The following is a 22188-nucleotide window of genomic DNA, read 5'->3' on the forward strand; positions in this document are numbered from 1 at the left end:
TGCAGCATGAATTTTATTCAGCCACGGCACGGGCCTCGCCAAAGCCGCGCTTCAGGTGCACCAGCAGCAGCGCCACCGCGGCCGGGGTAATGCCCTGGATGCGCGAGGCCTGACCCAGTGTCTCCGGGCGATGCTGGTTAAGTTTCTGCGACACCTCTTTCGACAAGCCCTTCACCAGTGCATAGTCGATATCGGCTGGCAGCTTCACATCATCCAGTTGCTCAAGACGCGCTACTTCTTCGTTCTGGCGGTCGATATAGCCCTGATACTTGATCTGGATCTCGACTTGTTCGGCGACGATATCATCCTCGACGCCCTCCCCTGCCAGCGACAGCGTCATCAGATCGCGGTAACGCACATCCGGGCGGCGCAACAGATCGGCCAGCGTGTATTCGCGGCCCAGCTTCTGGCCGATGATGCGCTCGTCCTCGCCCGGCTGCAGCTTGGCCGGTTGTACCCAGCTGCTGGACAGACGCTGTTTCTCGGCCTCGACCGCATCACGCTTGCGGCAGAAGGCCTCCCACTGCGCATCACCGATCAGGCCATGCTTGCGGCCAACCTCGGTCAGACGCAGGTCGGCATTGTCTTCGCGCAGCTGCAGGCGGAATTCGGCGCGACTGGTAAACATGCGGTAAGGCTCGGACACGCCCAGCGTGGTCAGGTCGTCCACCAGCACGCCGAGATAGGCCTCGTCACGACGCGGACACCAGCCATCCTGCTCGCGCGAGTACAGGCCAGCATTCAGGCCAGCCAGCAGGCCCTGTGCAGCGGCTTCTTCGTAACCGGTGGTGCCGTTGATCTGGCCGGCAAAGAACAGACCCTGAATCGCCTTGGTTTCCAGCGTGGATTTCAGGCCGCGCGGATCAAAATAATCGTATTCGATGGCATAGCCGGGGCGCAGGATGTGGGCGTTTTCCAGGCCGGGAATCGAACGCACGGCCGCCAGCTGGATGTCAAACGGCAGACTGGTCGAGATACCGTTCGGGTAGTACTCGTGCGTGGTCAGGCCTTCCGGCTCGAGGAAGATCTGGTGGCTGTCCTTGTCGGCAAAGCGGTTGATCTTGTCTTCGATAGACGGGCAGTAACGCGGGCCGACGCCTTCGATCACCCCGGTAAACATCGGGCTGCGGTCAAAACCGCTGCGAATGATGTCGTGGGTCTGCTGATTGGTATGGGTAATCCAGCATGGCAGCTGGGTCGGGTGCATGGCACGGTTGCCACGATAGGAAAACACCGGCTCCGGCGTGTCGCCCGGCTGTGCTTCCATCACCGAGAAGTCAATCGTCCGGCCGTCGATGCGTGGCGGCGTGCCGGTTTTCAGGCGGCCAACCGGCAGGCTCAGCTCACGCAGGCGCTCGCCCAGCGTCGAGGCAGCGGCATCGCCGGCGCGGCCACCGGTGTAGTTTTCGAGGCCGACGTGAATCTTGCCGGACAGGAAGGTGCCGGCGGTCAGCACCACAGACTTGGCGCGGAAGGTAATGCCGATGGCGGTAATCGCACCGGCAACACGGTCGCCTTCCATCAGCAGATCATCAACCGGCTGCTGGAACAGGGTCAGATTCGGCTGGTTTTCCAGCATCTCGCGAATCGCGGCCTTGTAGAGGATACGGTCGGCCTGGGCACGGGTCGCACGCACGGCCGGGCCTTTGGAGGCGTTCAGGGTGCGGAACTGGATGCCGCCGATATCGGTGGCCAGCGCCATCGCGCCGCCCAGCGCATCGACTTCCTTCACGAGGTGACCCTTGCCGATACCACCGATGGACGGGTTGCACGACATCTGACCCAGGGTCTCGATATTGTGCGTCAACAACAGGGTATTACAGCCCATGCGCGCCGCCGCCAGTGCGGCCTCGGTGCCGGCATGGCCGCCGCCCACCACAATCACGTCAAAGGTTGTCGGGTAAATCATCTCGCTATCGCCTCACGCTGTGGCAGGCCGGGACAGGCCTGCGGCCAACCTTTGCTGCCGGCCTGCTGCTGGCAGGCACTGAAAAATTCGGAACCGCGCATTATATCGCAATTCCCGCCTACGTTTAAGTCATTGATTTCGCTATAGCCCTGCCATTCATGCGGCTTTTGCCGGGCTGTCACCCGCCTGTCACTGACACGCCATCTTACCGTCATATGCGGCTGCCACGATGGCGCTCATCTCTCATCAAGCAAGGACACGGCATGCAACTGCAACTTGATCAGGCACCACGCGCCCGGGCCACGCTGCAATTACGCCTCGCCAAGGGCAAGAAAGACCTGCGTCGTGCACAAAAATTGCGCTACAAGGTATTTGCCGAAGAAATGGGGGCCAGACTGGCCGGCGCGGAAAACGGGCTGGATAGCGACGAGTACGATGCCTACTGCGACCATCTGCTGGTAGAAGACCCGGCCAATGGCAAACTGGTCGGCACCTATCGCCTGTTGCCGCCTGCGCGTGCCGCCACGCTGCCGCAGCTGTATTCCGAGCATGAATTCGACCTGTCGCGCCTGGCCGGCATCCGCCCGCACCTGATCGAGCTGGGCCGCTCTTGCGTCCACAAGGATTATCGTCGCGGCGCGGTAATCGCCATGCTGTGGGCCGGCATCGCCGACTATGTGCAGCAGCACGGCGGCCAGTACCTGATAGGTTGCGCCAGCGTCAGTCTCGCCGATGGTGGCGGCCAGGCTGTCAGCCTGTATCGCCAGCTGGAGGCCGGCCACCTGTCGCCGCCCGAATGGCGCGTCACGCCGCATCTGCCGCTGCCGCTAGACCGCATTGCCGCGCCCGATGTGCAAGCCCCGCTGCCACCGCTGATCAAGGGCTATCTGCGGGCCGGTGCGTGGATTTGCGGTGAACCGGCATGGGATCCGGATTTCAATTGCGCCGATTTTTTCATGCTGCTACCGATGAACCGCCTCAATCTGCGCCACCAGCGCCACTTCAACACCCAGGGCTAAACGATTAAAGGTTGGCCGCAAGCATGCGGCCAACCTTGCCATGCGTTTGTGCGGCTGCGGGCAAGGCAAGCGCGCTGCTACAATGCCGCCATGGCTTATACCCTCGACACCATCGGCATCATCCGCTCGCCGTATCAGGAAAAATTCGGCATCCCGCGCCAGCCGGCGCTCGCGCCCTCGGCGCCGGTGCAGCTGGAACTGCTGCCACCCTACAACCATCCGGACTGTGTACGCGGGCTGGAGGATTTTTCCCACGTCTGGCTGAGTTTCGTGTTTCACGAGACGCTGGCGCGCGGCTGGCAGCCGCTGGTGCGCCCGCCGCGGCTGGGCGGCAACCAGAAAGTCGGCGTATTCGCCAGCCGCGCCACCCACCGCCCCAACGGGCTGGGCCTGTCGCTGGTCGAGCTCAAAAACATAGATCGCAGCCACGGCGTGGTGCTGCATCTGGCCGGCGCTGATCTGCTGGATGGCACGCCTGTGGTCGACATCAAGCCATATATTCCGTTTGTCGAGGCCAGGCCCGCGGCACGTGGCGGCTTTGTCGATGGCCCGCCGCCGCAACTGACAGTGCAGTGGAGCGAGCATGCGCTGAACAATCTGGCCAGTTGGCCGCAAGCACCGCAGTGGTTTGCCACCCTGGCCGAAGAAGTGCTGGCGCAAGACCCGCGCCCCGCTTATCAGGATGATCCGCAGCGCATCTACGGCATGCGCCTTGCCGGTGCCGACATCCGCTTCAGCATTACGGCTGGCGAAGTGGTGATACTTGAAATTCAGCCGGCTACCCAGAACTAAATCCCTCGGCGTCAGTCGCACTGCATGACGGCAGAGAACCGTCCGGCGATAAGCGATTGCCGCCCATTGCTTCTTTTGGAGAACAAGACATGAGCACCCGTGCCAAGAGCACTTTCCTTGCCCTATCCATGGTCTGCCTGCTGGCCGCCCCATTTGCCGATGCCGCGCGCGTTGGCAAGGGCAAGAGCGCCGGCATGCAGCGTTCCGCTCCGACCCAGAGCTTCCAGCAACAACAGGCCGTGCCAGGCAAGGCTGCGGCGCCGGTTGCGCCACAACAGAAAGGCTCCGGCGTGGGCGGCATGGTTGCCGCCGGTGCGGCCGGTGCGGCCGCCGGCTATCTGCTCGGCTCGGCCATGGGTGATGATGATGGCGGCTTCCCATGGATGGCCGTGATTCTGGGCGGCCTTGGCGGCCTTGCCCTGCTGGCTTTCCTGCGCAGCCGTGCCCTGAAAAAACAGGCGACCATGCGCGCCCCGCAGCCGATGTCCATGGGCCAGACCCACTTCCAGCCAGCCGGCGGCATTCCGCCTATCGGTTCCGGCCAGCCGCAACAATTCGGTGGCAGCGGTCTGACTCCGCCACCAGCCAGCCTGCAACGCCTGCCGGATGGTACCGAAGTGCCGCACTTCCTGCGTCAGGCCAAGGCAACCTTCCTGCATCTGCAGAACCTCAATTCGGCCGAGAGCCTGGAAGAAGTACGCAAGTACATGACCCCCGAGCTGTTCCTCGCCCTGCAGGAAGACATCAAGGGCAATACCGAAATGGCTGACTTCCCGCAACTCGATTGCCAGGTCATCGAAGCCGTCAACGAAGGTAACCGCATGGTTGCCAGCGTCCGCTTCTCCGGCATGGTCAGCGAAAACGTTGGCGCCGCTGCCGTACCGTTTGCCGAAACCTGGCATTACGTGAAAGAAGGCGACAGCAGCCGTTGGCTGATCGCCGGCATCCAGCAGTAAACACTGCGCTTGCCAAACAAAAACCGGCACCCTGGGTGCCGGTTTTTTCATGCCCGCGATTGGCGGCCAACCTGCTGCCGCTCAGCGCACACCCGGGCCGGTCACGCCATCAAAGCCCAGACTGAACAGCATCTGCTGCTCGGCCTCGTGATGTACGCCTTCGGCAATCACGCCCAGCCCGATATTGTGCGCAATCTGGCACAAGCCCTTGAGCAAGGCCTGTTGCCCGTCCTGCTGCTGAATATCCTGAATAAAGCTCGCATCGATCTTCAGATAGTCGATACCCAGATCATGCAACTGGCCCACCAGGCTGAACTGGCGGCCAAAGTGCTCGATGCCGACGCGGCACGGCAGATCGGCCAGCGCCAGACACAGCTCGCGGAAGGCCTCGAAGCGATTGACGATGCCGGCCTCGGCCACCTCCAGCCACAGACGGCCAGCCTCGACCTTGTGCTGGCGCACCAGCTGAGCCAGTCGCGTCACATAGTCAGCCTGCTGCAAGGATTCGGCCGCCAGATTGACGGCAATACCCGGGCAGGCCGGCTCTGCGGCCAACCTTTGCAGCGCCAGACTCACGGCCGCCAGATCCAGCGCCGCCACCCGGCCGGTACGAATCGCCATCGGCATGAACTGGCCAGCCGGCAACCACGCCTCGCCCTGTTGCAGGCGTAGCGGTGCCTCCTCGTGCAGCATCTCGCCGGCCCGGCCACGCACGGCAAACGACACCAGCTTCAGCTCGCGTCTGGCTACGGCCTGATCCAGAAAGCCGGCCCAGGCATCAGTCGTCTGCAAGGTCTGCCGCGCCGCATGATTCTTGGCAATTTCGGGCTGCTGGCAACCAGCCGCCTCGGCCACCGCCAGTGCATGATCGAGTCGCGACATCAGATCGCGAATGCTGTCGCCCTCGCGCACATCGGTCAGCGCCATCGCCAGCAACACCTGTCTGCCGGCAAAACTGGCGAGCTCGGCGCTCAGGCGCTGATGCAGTTCGGTGAGGCCAGCTTCATCAGCCAACTCGGCATCAAACAGCACGGCAAAATCGGAACCGTTCAGTCGCGCGGCCAAGACCTGCTCGCCCAGCAACTGGCGATCGCTGAGGCCGGCTGCCAGCTTTTGCAGCAGCTGGTCAGTCAGCGCACGGCCCAGTGAGTTGTTGAATTCGGTGAGCTCCTGCACGCGCAGCAACAGCAAGCCCTGTTCGCGCACCTCGCGTGCCTCCAGCTCGGCCTGCAGCAGGCCCATGAAATAGCCGCGATTGGCCAGACCGGTCACCGCATCAAAATTCAGCTGGCGACGCAGCTGCTCCAATCGCTGCGCCTCTTCTTCAAACATAGCCTTGATGCGGCCAACCATGGCATTCATCGCCTGTGCCAAGCGCCCCATTTCCGGCCCGCCCGGCTCGGGGATAGTCACGAAGCGGCGCTGGGTAATCGCCTTGGCCTGATCGACCACGCTATGCAGCTGCCGGCGGATCGCATTGACCCCCAGCGAAGCCACCAGCCCGACTAGCAAGCCTGCCAGCCCGACCCAGGTAAAGATCTGCATCGCCCCGCGCCACAAGGCGGCGTAGGCATAACCGGCATCGCTTTCCACTTCGATGACGCCAGCCTGCAACCAGCCGCTATTGATCATGGCACGGCCGGGCGAGGCATCCAGTGCGAAGGCCTGGCGGAACCACGCAGGCGTATCGCCAAACTGCTGCGGATTCTGCCGCTGCACCTTGACCTGACCATCCGCCCCCAGCCAGCGAATGCTGCGGAAATGCCCCTGGTCAAACGCGGCATTGATCAGCGTCTCGCCCATCGCCTGCTCGGCCTTGCCCTGGGTAATCATCAGCGCCAGCGAGTTGGCCGCATCCTTGCCGTGCGCCGTCAGCTGCTGCTGCATATAGTCGCGGGCGTTATACAGATTGGCCAGCAAACTGCCGGTTGCCGCCAGCAATACCGCTGCCAGCACCAAAGCCCACAATTGCTGGATCAGGGAAACTTTCTTCATATCCTGTGACTCTTCCCGATACTGGCCGTATGTCGACCAAACATTACAAGAAACCTTCTTTTTGCATTTTTTCGATCAGCTGCCGCCAGCGCGTCAGCCGGTCGGCGCTGGAGTTCGGCGCGGCGGAACCGGCCATCCACAGCCCTTCGGCATTGAAACTGAACACCGGGGTCAGATCGGCACGCTGCGACGCCGGCTGAATACTGCCAACCAGGTTGTCCAGAATCAGCGGCTCGGCCGTCGGCTGCGGGTAATAAGCCAGCACCATGTGCGCTTGCGTGACACTGCTGCCGGCACCGCCTATCCTGGCCTTGACGTAGGTAATCCTCAGTTTTTCTGCCGGAATGCCGATTTCACGCAGGGAGAAATACTTGGCGATGGTGAAGTCTTCACAATCACCGGCGCGACGCGCCATGGTTTCCAGCGGCGTCGCCCAATAATCGGCCTGCCCCCACAGATCGGTGTCTTCTACAAAACGGATACGCTGATTGAAAAACTGGTTGGCCGCCCTGAGCCGCTGCAGCTCATCTTGTTCACGCTGGCTCTGCTGCAGCAGTTGCAACCAGGCCTGATACACCGGCACAGCCTGGCCGTTATACAGCTGGGCAACCCGGTCAAGCGACAAAGTTGCCAACGCCCATGCCGATGCCAGCAGCACCGAGGCTGCCAGAAAAAAGGCCAAAAATGGGCGTTGAACATTCATCGATACAATTCCGAAACCAGGTTGACACAAACGTGTCCAAATTTTATGTCAACAAAATAAACAGTACCAAGCTTTACTTGACAGTGCCCTTGTCAGTTCGGACAATATGCACATGCTGTTTAAAATTATTTCAAGAACAGGTTATTAATACTGCCATTTTTAACCTGTAGAAACCGAGGCTGAAATGCACTTCCGTCGCAAACGTCTACCCGTCCTGCTTGGCCTGACTCTGCTTATGACCGGTACCCTGCCTGCCGCACAGGCATTCGAAGTCCGTGATGCTGTCAGCCAGACGCTGAAGAATAACGCGGAAGTACGCATGAAATGGCACAATTTCCGTGCCAGCACCGAGGAAAAAGGCGTTGCCCAAGCCGGCTTCCTGCCCAGCATCGACTTCAGCGTGGCCGCTGCCCGCGAAAGCCGCGACAGCCCGGCGGCCAACGGTGGCCGCAACAGCAGCAGCTTCACCCGCAACGGCTACAACCTCAGCCTGAGCCAGAATCTGTTTCAGGGTTTCATCACCACGCATCAGGTCAAGCAGCTGGATCTGACCAGCCGCGCTCGCTATTACGAATACCTTGCCGAAGCCGAAAGCCAGAGTCTGGAGGCCGTGCGCGCCTATATCGACGTGGTGCGCTTTGGCAAACTGGTTGAAATCGCCGAAGAAAACTACGCCGTCCACAAGGGTATCTACGAACAGATCCTGCAGCGCGTGAGCCAGGGGGTTGGCCGCAGGGTGGACCTCGAGCAAGTCGCCGGCCGCATGGCACTGGCCGAAAGTAATCTGCTGAACGAAATCGCCAATCTGCACGATGTCTCGGCGCGCTACGCGCGTATCGTCGGCAATGCTGCCCCGGAGCAGCTGACCCTCGCCGGTCTGCTGGCCTCGCCTTCCGGCGATGAGGTGATGAACCTGGCCGAAAAGAACAATCCGCGTCTGCAGGCGGCGGCGGCACTGTTCCACTCTGCCGAGTCCGAAATCTCGGCGCGCAAGGGTGCCTTCATGCCGACGCTGGATCTGCGCGCCAGCCGCGACAGCACCAATAATCGTGACGGCGTCAAAGGCCGCGACAATCGCAGCGCGCTCGAGCTGGTCTTCAATATGAATCTGTATCGCGGTGGCGCCGACAAGGCACGTCTGTCCGCCGCCGCAGCCCGCCTTGACGAGGCCGAAGCACTCGGCACCAAGGCTTGCCGCGACATGCGCCAGCAAGTGGCCATTGCCTACAATGACTCGCTGAAACTCGACGCCCAGCTTGACGCCCTGCGCCAGCACCAGCTGTCGACCGAAAAAGCGCGCGATGCTTATCGACAGCAGTTTGACATCGGCCAGCGCACCCTGCTCGATATGCTGGACAGCGAAAACGAGCTGTTCACCGCCCGCCGCGACCTGCTGATTGCCGAGCTTGATCTGCAACTGGCGCGCTACCGCATTGCCGGTGAATCTGGCCGCCTGCTCGAAGTGCTGCAGCTCAAGCAAGCCGAGCCGGAAGGCCTGAACAGCGACGCGCTGCGCACCTTTGCCTGCGCCACCGCCAAGGCCGACCCGAGCATCGCACTGAAACCGGCCAAATCGGTAATGTCCTCGTTCACCACCAGCACGGTGGCACCAACCGTGGTCAGCAAGACCGTACCGACCCCGCTGCAACGCGAGGTCGTCATCAATACCCGCGTACAGTTTGACCTGTCTTCGGCCAATATCCGCGAGGAAAGCAAGGCCGAACTCAACAGCCTCGCCCAGACCCTGCTGCTGCCGGAAATGGCTGGCAAACGCTATCTGGTTGAAGGTCACACCGACAGCAGCGGCAATGCTGCGGCCAACCTGTCGCTGTCGCAACAGCGCGCCGATGCCGTCAAGCAATACCTGATTACTCAGGGCGTACCGGCCGATCGCCTCGACAGCCTCGGCCGTGGCAACACCGCCCCGCTGCCGGGTATCGCCGCCAACGACCCGAGCCACCGCCGCGTGCTGATTGTCACCCAGAGCGCCAGCGCGCTGCCGGCCAGCCCGACTGCGCCAGCTGCCGCCCCGGTCGTCCAGCGCAATGCGCCGGTTAGCGCCCCGGTCAACACCACCTCGCTGTGGCAACCGGCTGCCAAGCCGGCAGCCAACAGCAAGCCGCTGCCGGCACCACTGCCATACAAGCCGGCGACACCCGCGCCACAGCTCAAGCCGGCCCCGGCTGCTGCCCCAGCCAATCTGTGGCAACCGGCAGCAACGCCAGCGGCTGTTGCGGCCAACCCGGCACCGGTACAGGCTGCGCCAGCTCCGGTACTGGCACCGCTGGGCAATACAGCCGTACCGGCCACCAGCAGCAAGGCGCAAGAGCTGCGCAGCAAGCTGCTGCGCATGGCACCGGGCGGCGAACCCAGCTCGACGCTGTCGAACTGATTGCCACGCTGCAAATGAAAAAACCGGCCTTGCGCCGGTTTTTTCATGCCTGCCAGTCTAGCCGCGGCAACACCCGCCGCGCATTCTGCGTGGTGATTGCCAGCACCTCCTCCAGTGGCAGATTGCGCAGGGCCGCCAGCTCGATGGCAAAGCGAGGCAGATTGGCCGGCACATTCGGCACATCCTGCGCCCAGGCTGGCGGAATATCCGGCCCATCGGTTTCCAGCACCAGCGCCTCGGCCGGCAGGCTTGCGGCCAACCTTCTGATCCGCTGCGAGCCCTGATAAGTCATCGCGCCACCAAAACCCAGACAAAAGCCCAGATCGATGAAGGCCTGCGCCTGCTGCTCGCTGCCATTGAATGCATGGGCGATGCCGCCGCGCACCTTTACCTGCCGCAGACATTTGAGCACGCGATCCTGCGAGCGGCGCACATGCAGAATGACCGGCAGATCAAACTTGCGCGCCAGCTTCAGCTGCGCCAGCAGCAGGGCCTCCTGCGCCGCCGGGTCGAGTTCCGGCAGATAAAAATCCAGGCCGCACTCGCCCACCGCCACCGGGTTTTCATGGGACAGATAGTGTTCGAGCAGCGCCAGATGTTCGTCACGATGCTGCGCCAGATAGATCGGGTGCAGGCCGAAGGCGACTGCCACACCATAGCGCTCGCGCATCGCCACTACATCAGCAAAAGTATCGGCCATGACCGCCGGCACCACCGCCTGCGCCATGCCCAGCGCCCGTGCCTGCTGCCAGACCTCGTCACGGTTGGCCGCAAACTCCGGCGCATCCAGATGCAGATGGGTGTCGACCCAGGCTGCCGTTCTTGCATTCATTATTTAGCTTTCGAACAAAACTACTGGCCAGTCCTCGGCGAACGTCTTAACATTCTCGATTCCCATACAGTATTACGTCATACCCGCCTGCACGGGTACGACCCGGCATCCATGCATCCACTGCTCAAATCCGTCTACCGCCGCACGCTGGCCGATCGCCGTGCCTGGCAAGAACGGGCTGTCATCTGGCTGGCCGCCATCGCCACCGGTCTGATTGTCGTGTTGTTTGCAGTCATGACCGAACAAGCCATCGACTTCTTCAACCATACCACCAGCCAGCATTTCTGGTTTCCCCTGCTGGCCTGTCCGCTAGGCGGCATGGGCATCGTCTGGCTGACGCGACGCTATTTCCCGGGGGCGGAGGGCAGTGGCATTCCGCAAGTCATCGCCGCGCTGAAGGAGTCCACCCCGCATCGCCATTTCAGCCTGTTTGTGTCGATGCGCATTGTACTGGGCAAGATCATGCTGGGTGTCAGCGCGCTGGCTGTGGGCTTTTCCAGCGGCCGCGAAGGGCCTTCGGTCCAGGTTGGCGCCAGTGTCATGCACGCCTGTCGCCACTTTTTGCCGCGCCATCCCGAACGTTATGCCAAGCATCTGCTGCTGGCCGGCGGGGCTGCCGGCATTTCGGCGGCCTTCAATACCCCGCTGGCCGGTATCGTGTTTGCCATCGAAGAACTGGGCAAGCGCTTCGAAGAAAAAACCAATGGCGTGCTGATTTCGGCGATTGTGCTGGCCGGTCTGATTTCGATCTCGCTACAGGGCAATTACACCTATTTCGGCCGCCTGCGCGTCGACAGCGTCGATTACCGCATCATGTGGCCGGTGATTTTCTGTGCGCTGGTCTGCGGCATTGCCGGTGGAGTATTCAGCCGTCTGCTGTCGCGACTGGCACGGCCGGGTAATGACAGGGTCGGCCTGTTCCGCAAGCATCATCCGGTGTACTGGGCCGGCGTCTGCGGCCTTGGCGTGGCTTTGCTCGGGCTGATCAGCCACGGTGCGGCGCATGGCTCGGGCTACTTCTATACGCAAGAAGCGCTGGAAGGCTCGCTGGATCTGCCGTGGTATTACGCGCCGGTGAAGTTTGCCGCCACCGTGCTGTCTTTCCTCAGCGGCATTCCGGGCGGCATCTTTGCGCCCAGCCTCGCCATCGGTGTCGGCATCGGCGCCGACATCCAGCCGCTACTCGCCCATACCAGCGAGCTGTCGATCTACGCGCTGTGCATGGCCGGTTTTCTGGCCGCGGTTACCCAGGCACCGCTGACGTCCTTCATCATCGTGATGGAGATGATAGACGGCCACGAGATGGTCATCAGCCTGATGGCGGTGGCGATGCTGTCTTCGCTGGTTTCGCGGCTGTTCTGCAAGCCCCTGTACAGCACGCTGGCCGACTACCAGCTGGCACGGCTGCCGGCAGAACCGCCTGCCCTGCCGCAACAGACAGCCACGCCGCCGGCCACCCGCTCGCCATAAGTCCAGCAGCTTGCGGCCAAGGTTGGCCGCAAGCTGCTGGACGACGGCTTACTTGAAGTCGCCGGCGTAGGCGATGACAAAGTTTTCCGGCTTCAGATAACGGCGCAGCGCGGCATTCACCTCGTCCAGCGTCAACGCCTGATACTGCTGCAGGCGGCTGGCGGTATAGGCCAGATCACGATTGCGCTTGAGGTTGCCAGACAGCCGGCCGGCCAGCGCACCATCCTGCGCCAGCGCCATCTCGGTCTCCCGCGCTATCGTTTGCTTGGCCGCGGCCAACTCGGCAGCGCTAAAGCCGTCCTTCAGCGCACGCTGCATTTCTTCTTGCAGCGCCTGCTCGAACCTGGCCAGATTCTGAGGCGCAAAGCTGCCATGGATGCCCAGCTCGCCATTCGGCTCGTCGGCACTCAGATCCGCAAACATCCCCACGCCATAGCTGAGGCCATCTTTCTCGCGGATACGCTTCCACAAGCGTGAATTACCGGAGTCACCCAGGATCTGCAGCGCCACATTCAGCGCCGGTGCGTCGGCATGATCATTGCCGATAGGCAGCTCCAGCGTGCCAGAAACGGTGGCATTGGCCTTGTCCGGCGTACGCAGTTGCAAGCGTTGGCCAGGCTTGAAGGCCGGCTGGTAGTCGAACTTCACTACCGCCTCGGGCGCACTCCAGCCCGTCAGCAGTTTGTCGAGTTGGGCCGGCACCGCCTTGGCATCAAAATCGCCTACCAACGTAAAGCGGGCTTGTTGTATTCCATAGAAACGGCGATGGAAATCCTGCACCTGCGCCAGCGCTACCGCGCGGATATCCGCTTCGCGCTCATCCGGGCTGCGGGCGTAAAAAATGCTGCCTTTCGGATAGTGATTCAATACTTTGGCGACCGCATTGCCCGCTACCGAGCCCGGTTCATCACGCTGTTTTTTCAGGCTGTCCAGCGCCTGATTGCGCTCTTCTTCCAGCGCCGCAGCATCAAGCCGTGGCTGACGAAGGGCTTCACTCAGCAAGGCCAGCGAAGCATCCAGCTGGCTGCGTACGGTTGAAAAACTCACACTGATGCCGGCCGCGCCGCCGCTGACGCGCCAGCTCAACTTGGCCGCATCGGCGGCATCATTGAACTGCTGGCGGCTCAGCCGCGTCGTGCCCTGCCCCAGCATATTGCGCAGGAAACTCGCTACCTGTACCTGGTTTTGCAGACTCTGCTCGCTGCCCATATCCAGCGTCAGCGTGCCGGTGACAATCTCGCCACGGGTCGGCTTGGGCAGCAGCGCGTATTTCAGCGTGCCGACCTGGCCCTTGATGGTATGGGCATCGATATTGGCCGGCGTGGCCTCGAACTCGGCGACAGCTTTGGCCGCCGCTTGCGGTTTGAAGTCCTGCAGCTCTTTGGCAATGTCGGCAAAGGCCGGGGCCGGCGCGCGCTGCGGCTTGTCGGTCGGGATATAACGCGCCACGGTGCGGTTGCTGGCTTGCAGATATTTGACAGCGGCCTGCTGTACTTCCTCGACAGTCAGCGTCTTGATGCGGTCACGCAGCAGGAAAGTCAGCCGCCAGTCGCCCACCGCCACGGCCTCGGACAGGCCCTGGCCGACGGCTTCGGGGCTGGCAAAGCGTTTTTCCCAGCCATTGAGCCAGACCTTGCGTGCACGCTCCAGTTCGGCCGCCGTCACAGGGTTGGCAGCAAAGCCCTCGGCAATCGCCAGCATTTCACGCTGCAACACATCCAGATCGGCTTTTTCGGTTGGCGAGGCACTCAGGCTGGCCATGCCGGGGTCGTGCATCGCGCGCGCGCCAAAACCTGCACCGGTCGCCAGTTTCTGTTTCTCCACCAGCGCCTGGTACAACCGGCCGGACGGCACATCATTGAGGATCTCGCCCAGCAGCCACAGCGCCGCATACTCGCGGCTGGCCGCCGGCGGAATGTGATAACCCGCCATCACGATGGGCGTGCCGCCAACGCGGCGCACGGTGATGTTGCGCTCGCCATCCTGTGCCGCCTCGATGGTGTACAAGCGTGGCAGCGGTGCCTTGCTTGCGGCCAACTTGCCGAAGCTGTCGTCAATCCAGCCCAACACTTTTTGCGTATCAAACTTGCCGGTGATTATCAGCGCGGCGTTATCGGGGCGGTAGTAAGTCTGGTAAAAGCCTTTCAGGCGGCCGATATCGACGTTCTCGACATCGCTGCGTGCGCCGATGGTGCTCTTGCCGTAGTTGTGCCAGCCGAACATGCTTTGCAGCATGGTCTGGTACAGCACGCGCCCGGGATTGTTCTCGCCGCGCTCCATCTCGTTGCGCACCACCGTCATTTCGCTGTCGAGGTCTTTTTTGGCGATGTGGCTGTTCACCATCGCGTCGGCTTGCCAGCCCAGATACCACTTCAGCGTGTCATCGTTGGCCGCAAAGCTGGCGAAGTAATTCGTACGGTCGGGATTGGTGGTGCCATTGGCCTGCAGGCCGCGGCGGGTGAACTCGGCCCATGGCTCGGGGTTTTTCGGGCTGCCCTTGAAGATCAGGTGCTCGAGCAGATGCGCCATGCCGGTTTCGCCGTAGTTCTCGTGGCGCGAGCCGACCTTGTACGTCATATTGACCAGCGTCACCGGCTTGGCATTGTCCGGCAACAGCAAAATCTGCAGGCCGTTGTCCAGTTTGTATTCGAATACGCCCTCTACCTCGCGCACCAGCGTCGGTTTGGCAAACAGCGGCAGGCTGGCCAGCAGCAACAGCAGGCCCAGACCGGTCTTGCGTTTCATCGTCTTGTTCTCTCTTGTCATTCTTGTTTGGCTGTCAGTCGGCTGCAGCTGATTCTGCGGCTCGCACACTGCCGGCACCGGCAATGCCAAATACATCAAAAAGGCAGACTGTAATGCTCCGCCCTGCAGCGCGCAATCGTATCAACAGCCACCTTATTAAAATAATCAACCTTCAAAAACATTATCTGTTTAATTTTTATCTATCAAATGTCTATTTGATGAGCATTAATCGCTGAGTTATGTTCTCGCCATGCCCAAGCATATGGGCAAGCATACCTGGAGAAACTCATGAAAAAACTCGCTGCCATCACCCTGGCCACCCTCTGTGCGTTTGGCACCGCCCACGCCGCCGACATGAGCAAGACACTGCGTGTCGCGTTCAGCTTTCCGGAAACCGGCTTCGACCCGGCCAAGAACAATGATGGTAACTCCAACATCATCATGGCCAATATTTTTGATCCGCTGGTGAGCTACGACTACACCGCCCGCCCTTACAAGCTGGTGCCCAATACCATTACCGCCATGCCGACCATCTCGGCTGATGGCAAGGTCTACACCTTCAAGATCAAGCCCGGCATCTTCTTTGCCGATCATCCGGCCTTTGGCGGCAAGAAGCGCGAGCTGACCGCAGCCGATTATGCCTACTCGATCAAGCGCCTGCTGGACCCGACCATGAACTCGCCGCATACCTCGCTGGTAGCCGGCAAGTTTGTCGGCGCTGACGAGCTGGTAAAGGCCGCCGGCAAAGGCCCGCTGGACTACGATGCGCCACTGGAAGGCATCAAGGTACTGGATAAATACACGCTGCAGATCACGCTGACTTATACCGACCACAACTTCCTGTCGAATATGACCAGCAATGCCATGAGCGCGGTAGCGCGCGAGGTGATCAGCGCCGGCGGCAATACCAATGCCAACCCGGTCGGCACCGGCCCGTATCGTCTGAAAGAATGGAAGCAAGGCCAGCGCATCGTGCTGGAAGCCAACCCGAGCTTCCGCAAGGTTGAATTCAAAGGTAAACCTCTGCCGCTGGTCGGCAATATCGAAGTGTCCGTGGTACAGGAAGAACAACCGCGCTGGCTGTCCTTCGTCAACAAGCAGTTCGACATGACGGGCATCCCGCAGGTAGCGCTGATGCAGGTGCTGGATATCGATGCGGCCAACCCGCTGAAGGTCAAGCTGAAGCCGGAATTCGCCTCGCAGGGCATGCAGCTGCATCGCCTGAAGAACACCGAAATCACCTTCAGCTACTTCAATATGAATGATGCGACGGTTGGCGGTTATGCTGCCGAAAACGTCGCGCTGCGCCGTGCCATCGCCATGGCCTTCCCGCGTGCCGACACCATCGCCAAGATCCGTCGCGGCCAGGCCGTGCCGGTGCGTTATCTGGTGCCGGAAGGCCTGAACGGCCACAACCCGAAGTTCGATGCCTCGGTGAAATTTGACCCGGCTGCGGCCAACGCCCTGCTCGACAAGTTCGGCTATAAGATCGGCGCGGATGGCTATCGCACCCTGCCGAACGGCAAGCCGCTGGTGATCGACTACGCCACCGGTGCCACCGCCATCGACAAGCAGTGGAACGAATACTGGCAGCAGGCCTTCGACAATCTGAAGATCAAGGTCAACTGGAAGATCGCGCAGTGGAACGAACAGCTGAAAGACGCGCGTGCCGGCAAGCTGCAGATGTGGAGCCTCGCGTGGTCGGCGGGCAGTGTGGATGGCCAGAGCTTCATGAAGCTGCTGCACAGCAAGACCATCGGCGACATCAACTTTGCCAACTTCAAGAACGCCGAGTACGACAAGGCCTATGAAGCGGCCGAGAAGCTGCCGCACGGTGCCGAGCGCAACAAGCTGTACGACCGCATGAACCAGATTGCCGCCGCCCAGCAGCCGCTGGTGCTGGGTGATACCCGTATCAGCTCCACCCTCACCCACAAGCATCTGAAAAACTTCGTGCCGCACCACTTCCTCAACCAGTGGCGCTATCTGGACATCCAGAAGTAAGCCCGACTGCCCATGCAAAACCCCGCCAAGCTTGGCGGGGTTTTGTTTTGTGTCTCTTGAGGCTTGCGGCCAACCCTGGCCGCCATCAGCCGCGCTTGCGCACCGCCAGCGCCGCACCGGCATCCGCGCTGAGTTTGCGCAATTGCAGGGTCGAGGACATCGCCAGCAGCGCCATCACCACGAAGGACCAGGCAAAGTCGCTGGCCTGCACCGTGGCATGACCCTGCCAGTGCGAAATGCCCAGCAGTACAAAGGCGGCAATCGTGACGCCCAGACCGGACGCCAGCTGCATCAGCACGCTGGAAATGGTGGTGGCATGGCTCATGCCGTTCTGTGGCATATCGGCGTAAGCCAGCGTATTCAGGCTGGTGAATTGCAGCGAACGCAGTAGCCCACCGAGCAGGAAAGTCGCCAGCATCAGCCAGATCGGCGTGGCGGCGGTAAACAGGCCGTAAGCGGCAAACGACAGGCTGCACAGCACGCTGTTGACCAGCAGCACGCGGCGATAGCCCCAGCGCGCAAGCAGGCGTTGCACGATGGTTTTCATGAACATCGCGCCCAGTGCGGTGCTGCAGGTCAGCAGACCGGACTGGAACGGCGACATGCCGAAACCCAGTTGCAGCATCAGCGGCACCAGGAAAGGCGTCGCACCCATGCCGATGCGGAAGGCAAAACCGCCGAGCACGCTGGCGTTGAAGGTCGGAATCTTCAGCAAGGCCAGATCCATCAGCGGGTGCCGGCTGCGGCGGTAATGACGGATATAGGCGGCCAACAGCGCAAAACCGATCAGCGTCAACGTATAAGCCCAGAACGGCGTCAGCATATGCTTGCCGCCCGAAGCCATGCCCAGCATCGCCAGCGACAGGCCGCCACCGCACAGCAGAAAGCCCGGCCAATCCAGCGGCACCGGCTTTTCCTCACGCAGCTGCACGATATAACGCCCGGCCAGCCACAGCCCCAGCAGGCCGATCGGGATATTGATCAGGAAAATCCAGCGCCAGTGAAAATAGGTACTGATGAAACCGCCCAGCGGCGGCCCCATCACCGGCCCGAGCAAGGCGGGGATGGTCAGATAACTCATGGTGCGCACCAGCTCGCTTTTCTCGGTGGTACGCAACAGCACCAGCTTGCCCACCGGCACCATCATCGCCCCGCCCATGCCCTGCAGGAAACGCGCCAGCACGAAGGTTTCCAGCGAGCCGGAAAACGCGCACCAGATCGAACCAGCGATAAACACCACAATCGCCCAGCGGAACACGGTGCGGGTGCCGAAACGCTCGGCCATCCAGCCGCTGACCGGAATGAACACAGCCACGCTGACCAGATAAGACGTCAGCGCCAGTTTCAGCGAAATCGGGTCAACGCCCAGATCGGCGGCAATCGCCGGCAGGGAGGTGGCAATTACGGTGGCGTCCATGTTTTCCATGAACAAGGCTGTGGCGATGATCAGCGCAGGCAGCATCGCGGAGGGGACAAGGGCTGGCATGAAGTTTCAATATCGGCGGGAGATCATCGATTCTAGCAGCGATGAACCGCGCATAAACACTGAAATAATGCCAATAAATATGTTGAAACGCGCAAAACAAAAAACCGCAAGGCAATCGCCGTGCGGTTTCTGTCTGAATTTCTGTGGTGCCCGGGGCCGGACTCGAACCGGCACACCTTGCGGCGGGGGATTTTGAGTCCCCTGCGTCTACCAATTTCGCCACCCGGGCAGAAATTCTTGAGTTGCGGAGTATAGAGACTAGACCCCTGCTTGTAAACAGCTATTACGCATTTTTCAGGGCCAGAGCACGGTCATACAGGATTTTCTTGTTGAGACCGTAGTGCTCGGCCACGATGGCAGCCGCCTGTTTGGTTGGCAAACTCGCAGCCAGTGCGGCCAGCAAGCGCTCGGCCTCGTCCGGCAGGCTGTCTTCGCCGACTTCGACAGCCGGCGCAGCGTCGATGATCAGCACGCATTCGCCGCGCTGCTGATTGCTGTCGCTGCGGATGCGCTCGGCCAGCTCGGCAGCCGGCAGGCGCAAGAAAGTCTCGAAGGTCTTGGACAACTCGCGCGCCAGCACCAGCTGACGCTCGCCCCCAAGCTCGGCGGCGATGTCTTCGACGCATTCGAGAATGCGATGCGGTGCTTCGTACAGCACCACTGCGAACCCGGCCTTGGCCCAGGTTTGCAGCGTCTTGCGGCGCGCCGCGCTCTTCGGTGGCAAAAAGCCGTGAAACTGGAAGTGTGCCGTCTGCAGGCCGGCAGCCGACATCGCAGCGACGACGGCACTGGCGCCTGGCACCGGCACCACCTTCAGGCCGGCAGCCCACACCGCCGCGGCCAACCTGGCGCCAGGATCGGAGATGCCCGGCGTGCCGGCATCGGATACCTGCACGATGGTCTTCCCTTCCTGCAGCCAGCGCACCACGTTGGCCGCCATCTCGCTTTCATTGTGATCGCGCAGGCTGTAGAGCTTTTTATTGATACCGTAAGCCGTCAGCAGGCTGCCGGTCACACGGGTGTCTTCGGCCAGTACGATGTCGGCGGCACGAAAGCCGGCAATGGCACGCAAGCTGATGTCTGCAAGGTTTCCAATCGGCGTGGCCACCACATATAATGAGCCGCTGTTAAAAGACTCCTGAGCAGAATCCATCAAGTGATCAAGCAAAGTTTGCACGCATTGGCTCCCTGGTTTTCCGGTACGGCGATTTGGCTGGCGGCAAGTGTAGCCTTTGCCCAGTCACCGGGCTACATCCTGCAGCAAAATCAGCAGGGATTGCAGAGCGTCTCCCCTGCCAGCAGCCCGCTGGAAAATCGCTCGGCAGCCCCGAACAGCGCTGCGGCCAACCCGCTTGGCAGCGTACCGGCGCTGGTGCTGCTGAATAATGGCAGTCGCGACGGCAAACCGCCCAAGCTGCATCTTGGCGTCTTGCTGCCGGTGCAGTCGGCACAGCTGGGCGAAGCCGCCCGCGTGGTGCAAGCCGGCATCGAGGCCGCGGCCAACCATGATGGCGAAGTGCAGGTCAGCCTGCGCGCGCTGGAAAACGAAAGCCAGGCCGTGGTGGCCTACCAGCAGCTGTTGTCGGCCGGTGCCCAGGTGATTGTCGGCCCGCTGACACGCGATGCGGCGGCCAACGTTGCCGCCCAGGCCAGCGTGCCGACCGTAGTACTGAATTCGCTGGCGCGACCGGTCAGCAATGACAAGGTGTTCAGCCTGTCGCTGGCCGTCGAGACCGAAGCGCGCCAGCTGGCCACCATGTTCGGCAACGATGGCCGCAAGCAGCCGCTGGTGCTGTTCAGCGATGATGGTTTGTCTGGCCGCCTGCGCGCCGCCTTCGTCGAGGCCTGGCAGCAGAAACACAAGACCGCCCCGCTGCTGATGAATGTCGCCAAGGTGGATCTGGTCAAGCTTACCGAAATGGAAAACCTCGCCGATGTGGTGTTTCTGGCGCTGTCCGACAAGGAAGCCGAAACTGCCCGGCCGATGCTGACGCGCGAATTGCCGGTCTACGCCACCTCGCTGATCAACACCCTGCAGCCTAGCGTGGTGTTGGCCGGCACGCTGTTCATCGACATGCCGTGGTTCCTGATGCCTGATCATCCGCAGGCACAGGGCATTGCCCGTCCGGCCAGCGCGTTGTCGCGTGCTTCCGAGCGCCTGTATGCGCTGGGTATCGACGCCTTCCGTCTGGGCAAGGCGGTGGCCAGCACCAAGCAGACCGCCAGCATCAAGCTCGGCGGCGTGACCGGTGAAATCCGCATCGGCAAGGACGGCAGCGTCAATCGCGAGCTGCCGACCGGCGAACGGGCTGCGCCCTGATGGACAAACGCACGCGTGGTGCCGGTTTCGAGCAGCAGGCGTGCGATTTTTTGCAGGCACAGGGCCTGCGGCTGGTTGAGCGCAACTGGTCATGCCGCTACGGCGAGCTGGACCTGATCATGCGCGATGGCGAAAGCTGGGTGTTTGTCGAAGTCCGCGCCCGCGCCAGCAGCCGCTTTGGCGGTGCCGCCGCCAGCATCGACTACCGCAAGCAGCAAAAGCTGCAGACTGCGGCCAACCTTTATCTGCAGCAACACCGTATTTCGGCACCCTGCCGCTTTGACAGCGTGTTATTCGAGGGTGATTCGCAACCTTGCTGGCTGAAAAATGTCATTGGCCAGTAGGCATCGCAAAGGAAATCCATGGATCTGATCGAACGGGTCAACAGTCATTTTCATGACAGCATTGCCCTGCAACAGCAGGTAATGGACGAGTTATCGCCTGCCGTGGCACTGACTGCCGAACGCCTGATCACCTGCCTGATGAGCGAAGGCAAGATTCTCACCTGCGGCAATGGCGGCTCGGCCGCCGACGCCCAGCGTTTTGCCGCCGAGATGGTTGGCCGCTTCGAGCAGGAACGTCCGGGCCTCGCCGCGATTTCGCTGGCGACCAACAGCTCGGTGCAGACCGCCATCGGCAACGATTACGACTTCGACATGGTGTTTTCGCGCCAGGTGCGCGCGCTGGGCCATGCGCATGATGTGCTGGTGGTGATGACCAGCTCCGGCAACTCCGCCAACATCATCGAGGCGATTTACGCCGCCCACGAACGCGGTATGACCGTGATTGCGCTGACCGGCGGCGATGGCGGCCAGGTCGGCGAAATCCTGTCGGCCGAAGATATCCAGCTGAATGTCCCCAGCCTGCGTGCCGCCCGTATCCAGGAGGTGCATGTGCTGTTGATCCACGCACTTTGCGACGCTATCGACTGTATGCTTTTGGGAGTGGAATGATGAACAAACGTGTAACAACCCTGTTGGCCGCCGCCATCATCAGCAGCGGCCTCACCGCCTGCCTGCCGCTGGTGGCCAGCGGTGTCGCCGCCAGCGCCATGGTGGCGAGCGACCGCCGCACCAGCGGTGCTTATGTCGAAGACCAGTCTATCGAGCTGAAGGCGACCCGCCTCGCTGCCGAGCGTTTTGCCGCCGCCCATATCGACATCACCAGCTACAACCGTGGTGTGCTGATTACCGGTGAAGCGCGTGACGAAGCGCAGCGTCAGGCTATCGAGCTGATGGTACGTGCCCAGCCCGGCGTGCAGCGCGTGTTCAACCATATGGTGATCGCAGCGCCGTCCAGCCTGGCGGAACGCACCAACGACACCGTGCTGACCACCAAGGTGCGTGCACGCCTGCAGAGCGGCACCGGTTATGCGCCACAGGCGATCAAGGTCGTCAGCGACCGCGGTACTGTCTATCTGCTGGGTCTGGTAACGGCTGGTGAAGCCGATGCCGCGACCGAGGTCGTTGCCCGCACTGCCGGCGTGCAGCGTGTGGTCAAGCTGTTCGAACTCATCAGCCCGGCCGCAGCTGGCAGCAACTAAGCACCGCCGTACATGCAACAAA

The 22188-nt window shown here is 61.7% G+C and carries 17 protein-coding genes and 1 tRNA gene; 10 read left to right on the top strand and 8 right to left on the bottom strand.

All coding sequences use genetic code 11. From position 1 onward, the window contains the following. Positions 1-13 precede the first annotated feature (13 nt). Complete coding sequence (gene mnmG / locus ACZ9W6_RS03085; RefSeq protein WP_465189615.1) at positions 14-1909, bottom strand: tRNA uridine-5-carboxymethylaminomethyl(34) synthesis enzyme MnmG; 1896 nt, start codon at positions 1907-1909, stop codon at positions 14-16. A gap of 263 nt (positions 1910-2172) precedes the next feature. Between mnmG and ACZ9W6_RS03090 the strand changes: the two genes are divergently transcribed. The 3 genes from ACZ9W6_RS03090 (at position 2173) to ACZ9W6_RS03100 (ending at position 4676) form a co-directional block, all read left to right on the top strand. Next, on the top strand, positions 2173-2928 hold the full coding sequence (locus ACZ9W6_RS03090) for a GNAT family N-acetyltransferase (protein ID WP_465189616.1): 756 nt from the start codon (positions 2173-2175) through the stop codon (positions 2926-2928). A 90-nt stretch (positions 2929-3018) separates the two neighbouring features. Next, entirely contained in the window at positions 3019-3720 is a 702-nt protein-coding gene (tsaA, locus tag ACZ9W6_RS03095) for a tRNA (N6-threonylcarbamoyladenosine(37)-N6)-methyltransferase TrmO (protein WP_465189617.1), read from the top strand. An 89-nt stretch (positions 3721-3809) separates the two neighbouring features. Continuing rightward, positions 3810-4676, top strand: a complete 867-nt coding sequence (locus ACZ9W6_RS03100) for a Tim44 domain-containing protein (RefSeq protein WP_465189618.1) — start codon at positions 3810-3812, stop codon at positions 4674-4676. Positions 4677-4757: 81 nt separating this feature from the next. Here ACZ9W6_RS03100 and ACZ9W6_RS03105 read toward each other — a convergent pair whose 3' ends face one another. Both ACZ9W6_RS03105 and ACZ9W6_RS03110 read right to left on the bottom strand, forming a co-directional pair. Beyond that, entirely contained in the window at positions 4758-6671 is a 1914-nt protein-coding gene (locus ACZ9W6_RS03105) for a bifunctional diguanylate cyclase/phosphodiesterase (protein WP_465189619.1), read from the bottom strand. Between the two features lie 43 nt (positions 6672-6714). Next, the gene (locus ACZ9W6_RS03110; protein ID WP_465189620.1) at positions 6715-7374 is read right to left on the bottom strand and encodes a transglutaminase-like cysteine peptidase; all 660 of its coding nucleotides are present in this window, start codon (positions 7372-7374) and stop codon (positions 6715-6717) included. A gap of 235 nt (positions 7375-7609) precedes the next feature. On the opposite strand from ACZ9W6_RS03110, the gene ACZ9W6_RS03115 reads away from it, so the two are divergent. Next, positions 7610-9766 carry a TolC family outer membrane protein gene (locus tag ACZ9W6_RS03115; RefSeq protein ID WP_465189621.1) on the top strand — a complete coding sequence of 719 codons (2157 nt, stop codon included), beginning with the start codon at positions 7610-7612 and terminating at the stop codon, positions 9764-9766. Positions 9767-9809: 43 nt separating this feature from the next. Here ACZ9W6_RS03115 and ACZ9W6_RS03120 read toward each other — a convergent pair whose 3' ends face one another. After that, complete coding sequence (locus ACZ9W6_RS03120; RefSeq protein ID WP_465189622.1) at positions 9810-10598, bottom strand: TatD family hydrolase; 789 nt, start codon at positions 10596-10598, stop codon at positions 9810-9812. Between the two features lie 111 nt (positions 10599-10709). Here ACZ9W6_RS03120 and ACZ9W6_RS03125 point away from each other — a divergent pair, with 111 nt between their 5' ends. Beyond that, on the top strand, positions 10710-12068 hold the full coding sequence (locus tag ACZ9W6_RS03125) for a chloride channel protein (RefSeq protein WP_465189623.1): 1359 nt from the start codon (positions 10710-10712) through the stop codon (positions 12066-12068). 48 nt (positions 12069-12116) lie between these two features. Here ACZ9W6_RS03125 and ACZ9W6_RS03130 read toward each other — a convergent pair whose 3' ends face one another. Continuing rightward, the gene (locus ACZ9W6_RS03130; protein WP_465189624.1) at positions 12117-14813 is read right to left on the bottom strand and encodes a M16 family metallopeptidase; all 2697 of its coding nucleotides are present in this window, start codon (positions 14811-14813) and stop codon (positions 12117-12119) included. A gap of 288 nt (positions 14814-15101) precedes the next feature. On the opposite strand from ACZ9W6_RS03130, the gene ACZ9W6_RS03135 reads away from it, so the two are divergent. Continuing rightward, the gene (locus ACZ9W6_RS03135; RefSeq protein ID WP_465189625.1) at positions 15102-16817 is read left to right on the top strand and encodes an ABC transporter substrate-binding protein; all 1716 of its coding nucleotides are present in this window, start codon (positions 15102-15104) and stop codon (positions 16815-16817) included. An 85-nt stretch (positions 16818-16902) separates the two neighbouring features. Here ACZ9W6_RS03135 and ACZ9W6_RS03140 read toward each other — a convergent pair whose 3' ends face one another. From ACZ9W6_RS03140 to rsmI, 3 genes are all read right to left on the bottom strand, one after another. Continuing rightward, positions 16903-18303 carry an MFS transporter gene (locus tag ACZ9W6_RS03140; RefSeq protein ID WP_465189626.1) on the bottom strand — a complete coding sequence of 467 codons (1401 nt, stop codon included), beginning with the start codon at positions 18301-18303 and terminating at the stop codon, positions 16903-16905. Between the two features lie 144 nt (positions 18304-18447). Further along, positions 18448-18532, bottom strand: a tRNA-Leu gene (locus ACZ9W6_RS03145). Positions 18533-18586: 54 nt separating this feature from the next. After that, a complete protein-coding gene (gene rsmI / locus ACZ9W6_RS03150) occupies positions 18587-19456 on the bottom strand; it encodes a 16S rRNA (cytidine(1402)-2'-O)-methyltransferase (RefSeq protein ID WP_465189627.1) in 870 nt (289 codons plus the stop codon). A 3-nt stretch (positions 19457-19459) separates the two neighbouring features. On the opposite strand from rsmI, the gene ACZ9W6_RS03155 reads away from it, so the two are divergent. From ACZ9W6_RS03155 to ACZ9W6_RS03170, 4 genes are read left to right on the top strand one after another with little or no spacing between them, the layout of a single operon-like run. Beyond that, entirely contained in the window at positions 19460-20623 is a 1164-nt protein-coding gene (locus ACZ9W6_RS03155; RefSeq protein WP_465189628.1) for a penicillin-binding protein activator, read from the top strand. Further along, entirely contained in the window at positions 20623-20967 is a 345-nt protein-coding gene (locus ACZ9W6_RS03160; protein WP_465189629.1) for a YraN family protein, read from the top strand. Before ACZ9W6_RS03155 ends, ACZ9W6_RS03160 begins: the two co-directional genes overlap by 1 nt. Positions 20968-20985: 18 nt before the next feature. After that, complete coding sequence (locus ACZ9W6_RS03165; protein WP_465189630.1) at positions 20986-21576, top strand: phosphoheptose isomerase; 591 nt, start codon at positions 20986-20988, stop codon at positions 21574-21576. After that, on the top strand, positions 21573-22166 hold the full coding sequence (locus ACZ9W6_RS03170) for a BON domain-containing protein (protein WP_465189631.1): 594 nt from the start codon (positions 21573-21575) through the stop codon (positions 22164-22166). The genes ACZ9W6_RS03165 and ACZ9W6_RS03170 overlap by 4 nt, the downstream gene beginning before the upstream one ends. Positions 22167-22188: the final 22 nt, after the last annotated feature.

The organism is Vogesella lacus, from assembly GCF_979366295.1.

Excerpts from the sequence above, each read along its gene's own strand:
- ACZ9W6_RS03125 (WP_465189623.1), top strand. The coding sequence starts at position 10,710 with ATGCATCCACTGCTCAAATCCGTCTACCGCCGCACGCTGGCCGATCGC.
- ACZ9W6_RS03115 (WP_465189621.1), top strand. The coding sequence starts at position 7,610 with ATGACCGGTACCCTGCCTGCCGCACAGGCATTCGAAGTCCGTGATGCT.
- tsaA (WP_465189617.1), top strand. The coding sequence starts at position 3,019 with ATGGCTTATACCCTCGACACCATCGGCATCATCCGCTCGCCGTATCAG.
- ACZ9W6_RS03160 (WP_465189629.1), top strand. The coding sequence starts at position 20,623 with ATGGACAAACGCACGCGTGGTGCCGGTTTCGAGCAGCAGGCGTGCGAT.
- ACZ9W6_RS03130 (WP_465189624.1), bottom strand. The coding sequence starts at position 14,813 with ATGAAACGCAAGACCGGTCTGGGCCTGCTGTTGCTGCTGGCCAGCCTG.
- ACZ9W6_RS03170 (WP_465189631.1), top strand. The coding sequence starts at position 21,573 with ATGATGAACAAACGTGTAACAACCCTGTTGGCCGCCGCCATCATCAGC.
- mnmG (WP_465189615.1), bottom strand. The coding sequence starts at position 1,909 with ATGATTTACCCGACAACCTTTGACGTGATTGTGGTGGGCGGCGGCCAT.
- ACZ9W6_RS03165 (WP_465189630.1), top strand. The coding sequence starts at position 20,986 with ATGGATCTGATCGAACGGGTCAACAGTCATTTTCATGACAGCATTGCC.
- ACZ9W6_RS03090 (WP_465189616.1), top strand. The coding sequence starts at position 2,173 with ATGCAACTGCAACTTGATCAGGCACCACGCGCCCGGGCCACGCTGCAA.
- ACZ9W6_RS03110 (WP_465189620.1), bottom strand. The coding sequence starts at position 7,374 with ATGAATGTTCAACGCCCATTTTTGGCCTTTTTTCTGGCAGCCTCGGTG.
- ACZ9W6_RS03100 (WP_465189618.1), top strand. The coding sequence starts at position 3,810 with ATGAGCACCCGTGCCAAGAGCACTTTCCTTGCCCTATCCATGGTCTGC.
- rsmI (WP_465189627.1), bottom strand. The coding sequence starts at position 19,456 with ATGGATTCTGCTCAGGAGTCTTTTAACAGCGGCTCATTATATGTGGTG.
- ACZ9W6_RS03140 (WP_465189626.1), bottom strand. The coding sequence starts at position 18,303 with ATGCCAGCCCTTGTCCCCTCCGCGATGCTGCCTGCGCTGATCATCGCC.
- ACZ9W6_RS03105 (WP_465189619.1), bottom strand. The coding sequence starts at position 6,671 with ATGAAGAAAGTTTCCCTGATCCAGCAATTGTGGGCTTTGGTGCTGGCA.
- ACZ9W6_RS03120 (WP_465189622.1), bottom strand. The coding sequence starts at position 10,598 with ATGAATGCAAGAACGGCAGCCTGGGTCGACACCCATCTGCATCTGGAT.
- ACZ9W6_RS03135 (WP_465189625.1), top strand. The coding sequence starts at position 15,102 with ATGAAAAAACTCGCTGCCATCACCCTGGCCACCCTCTGTGCGTTTGGC.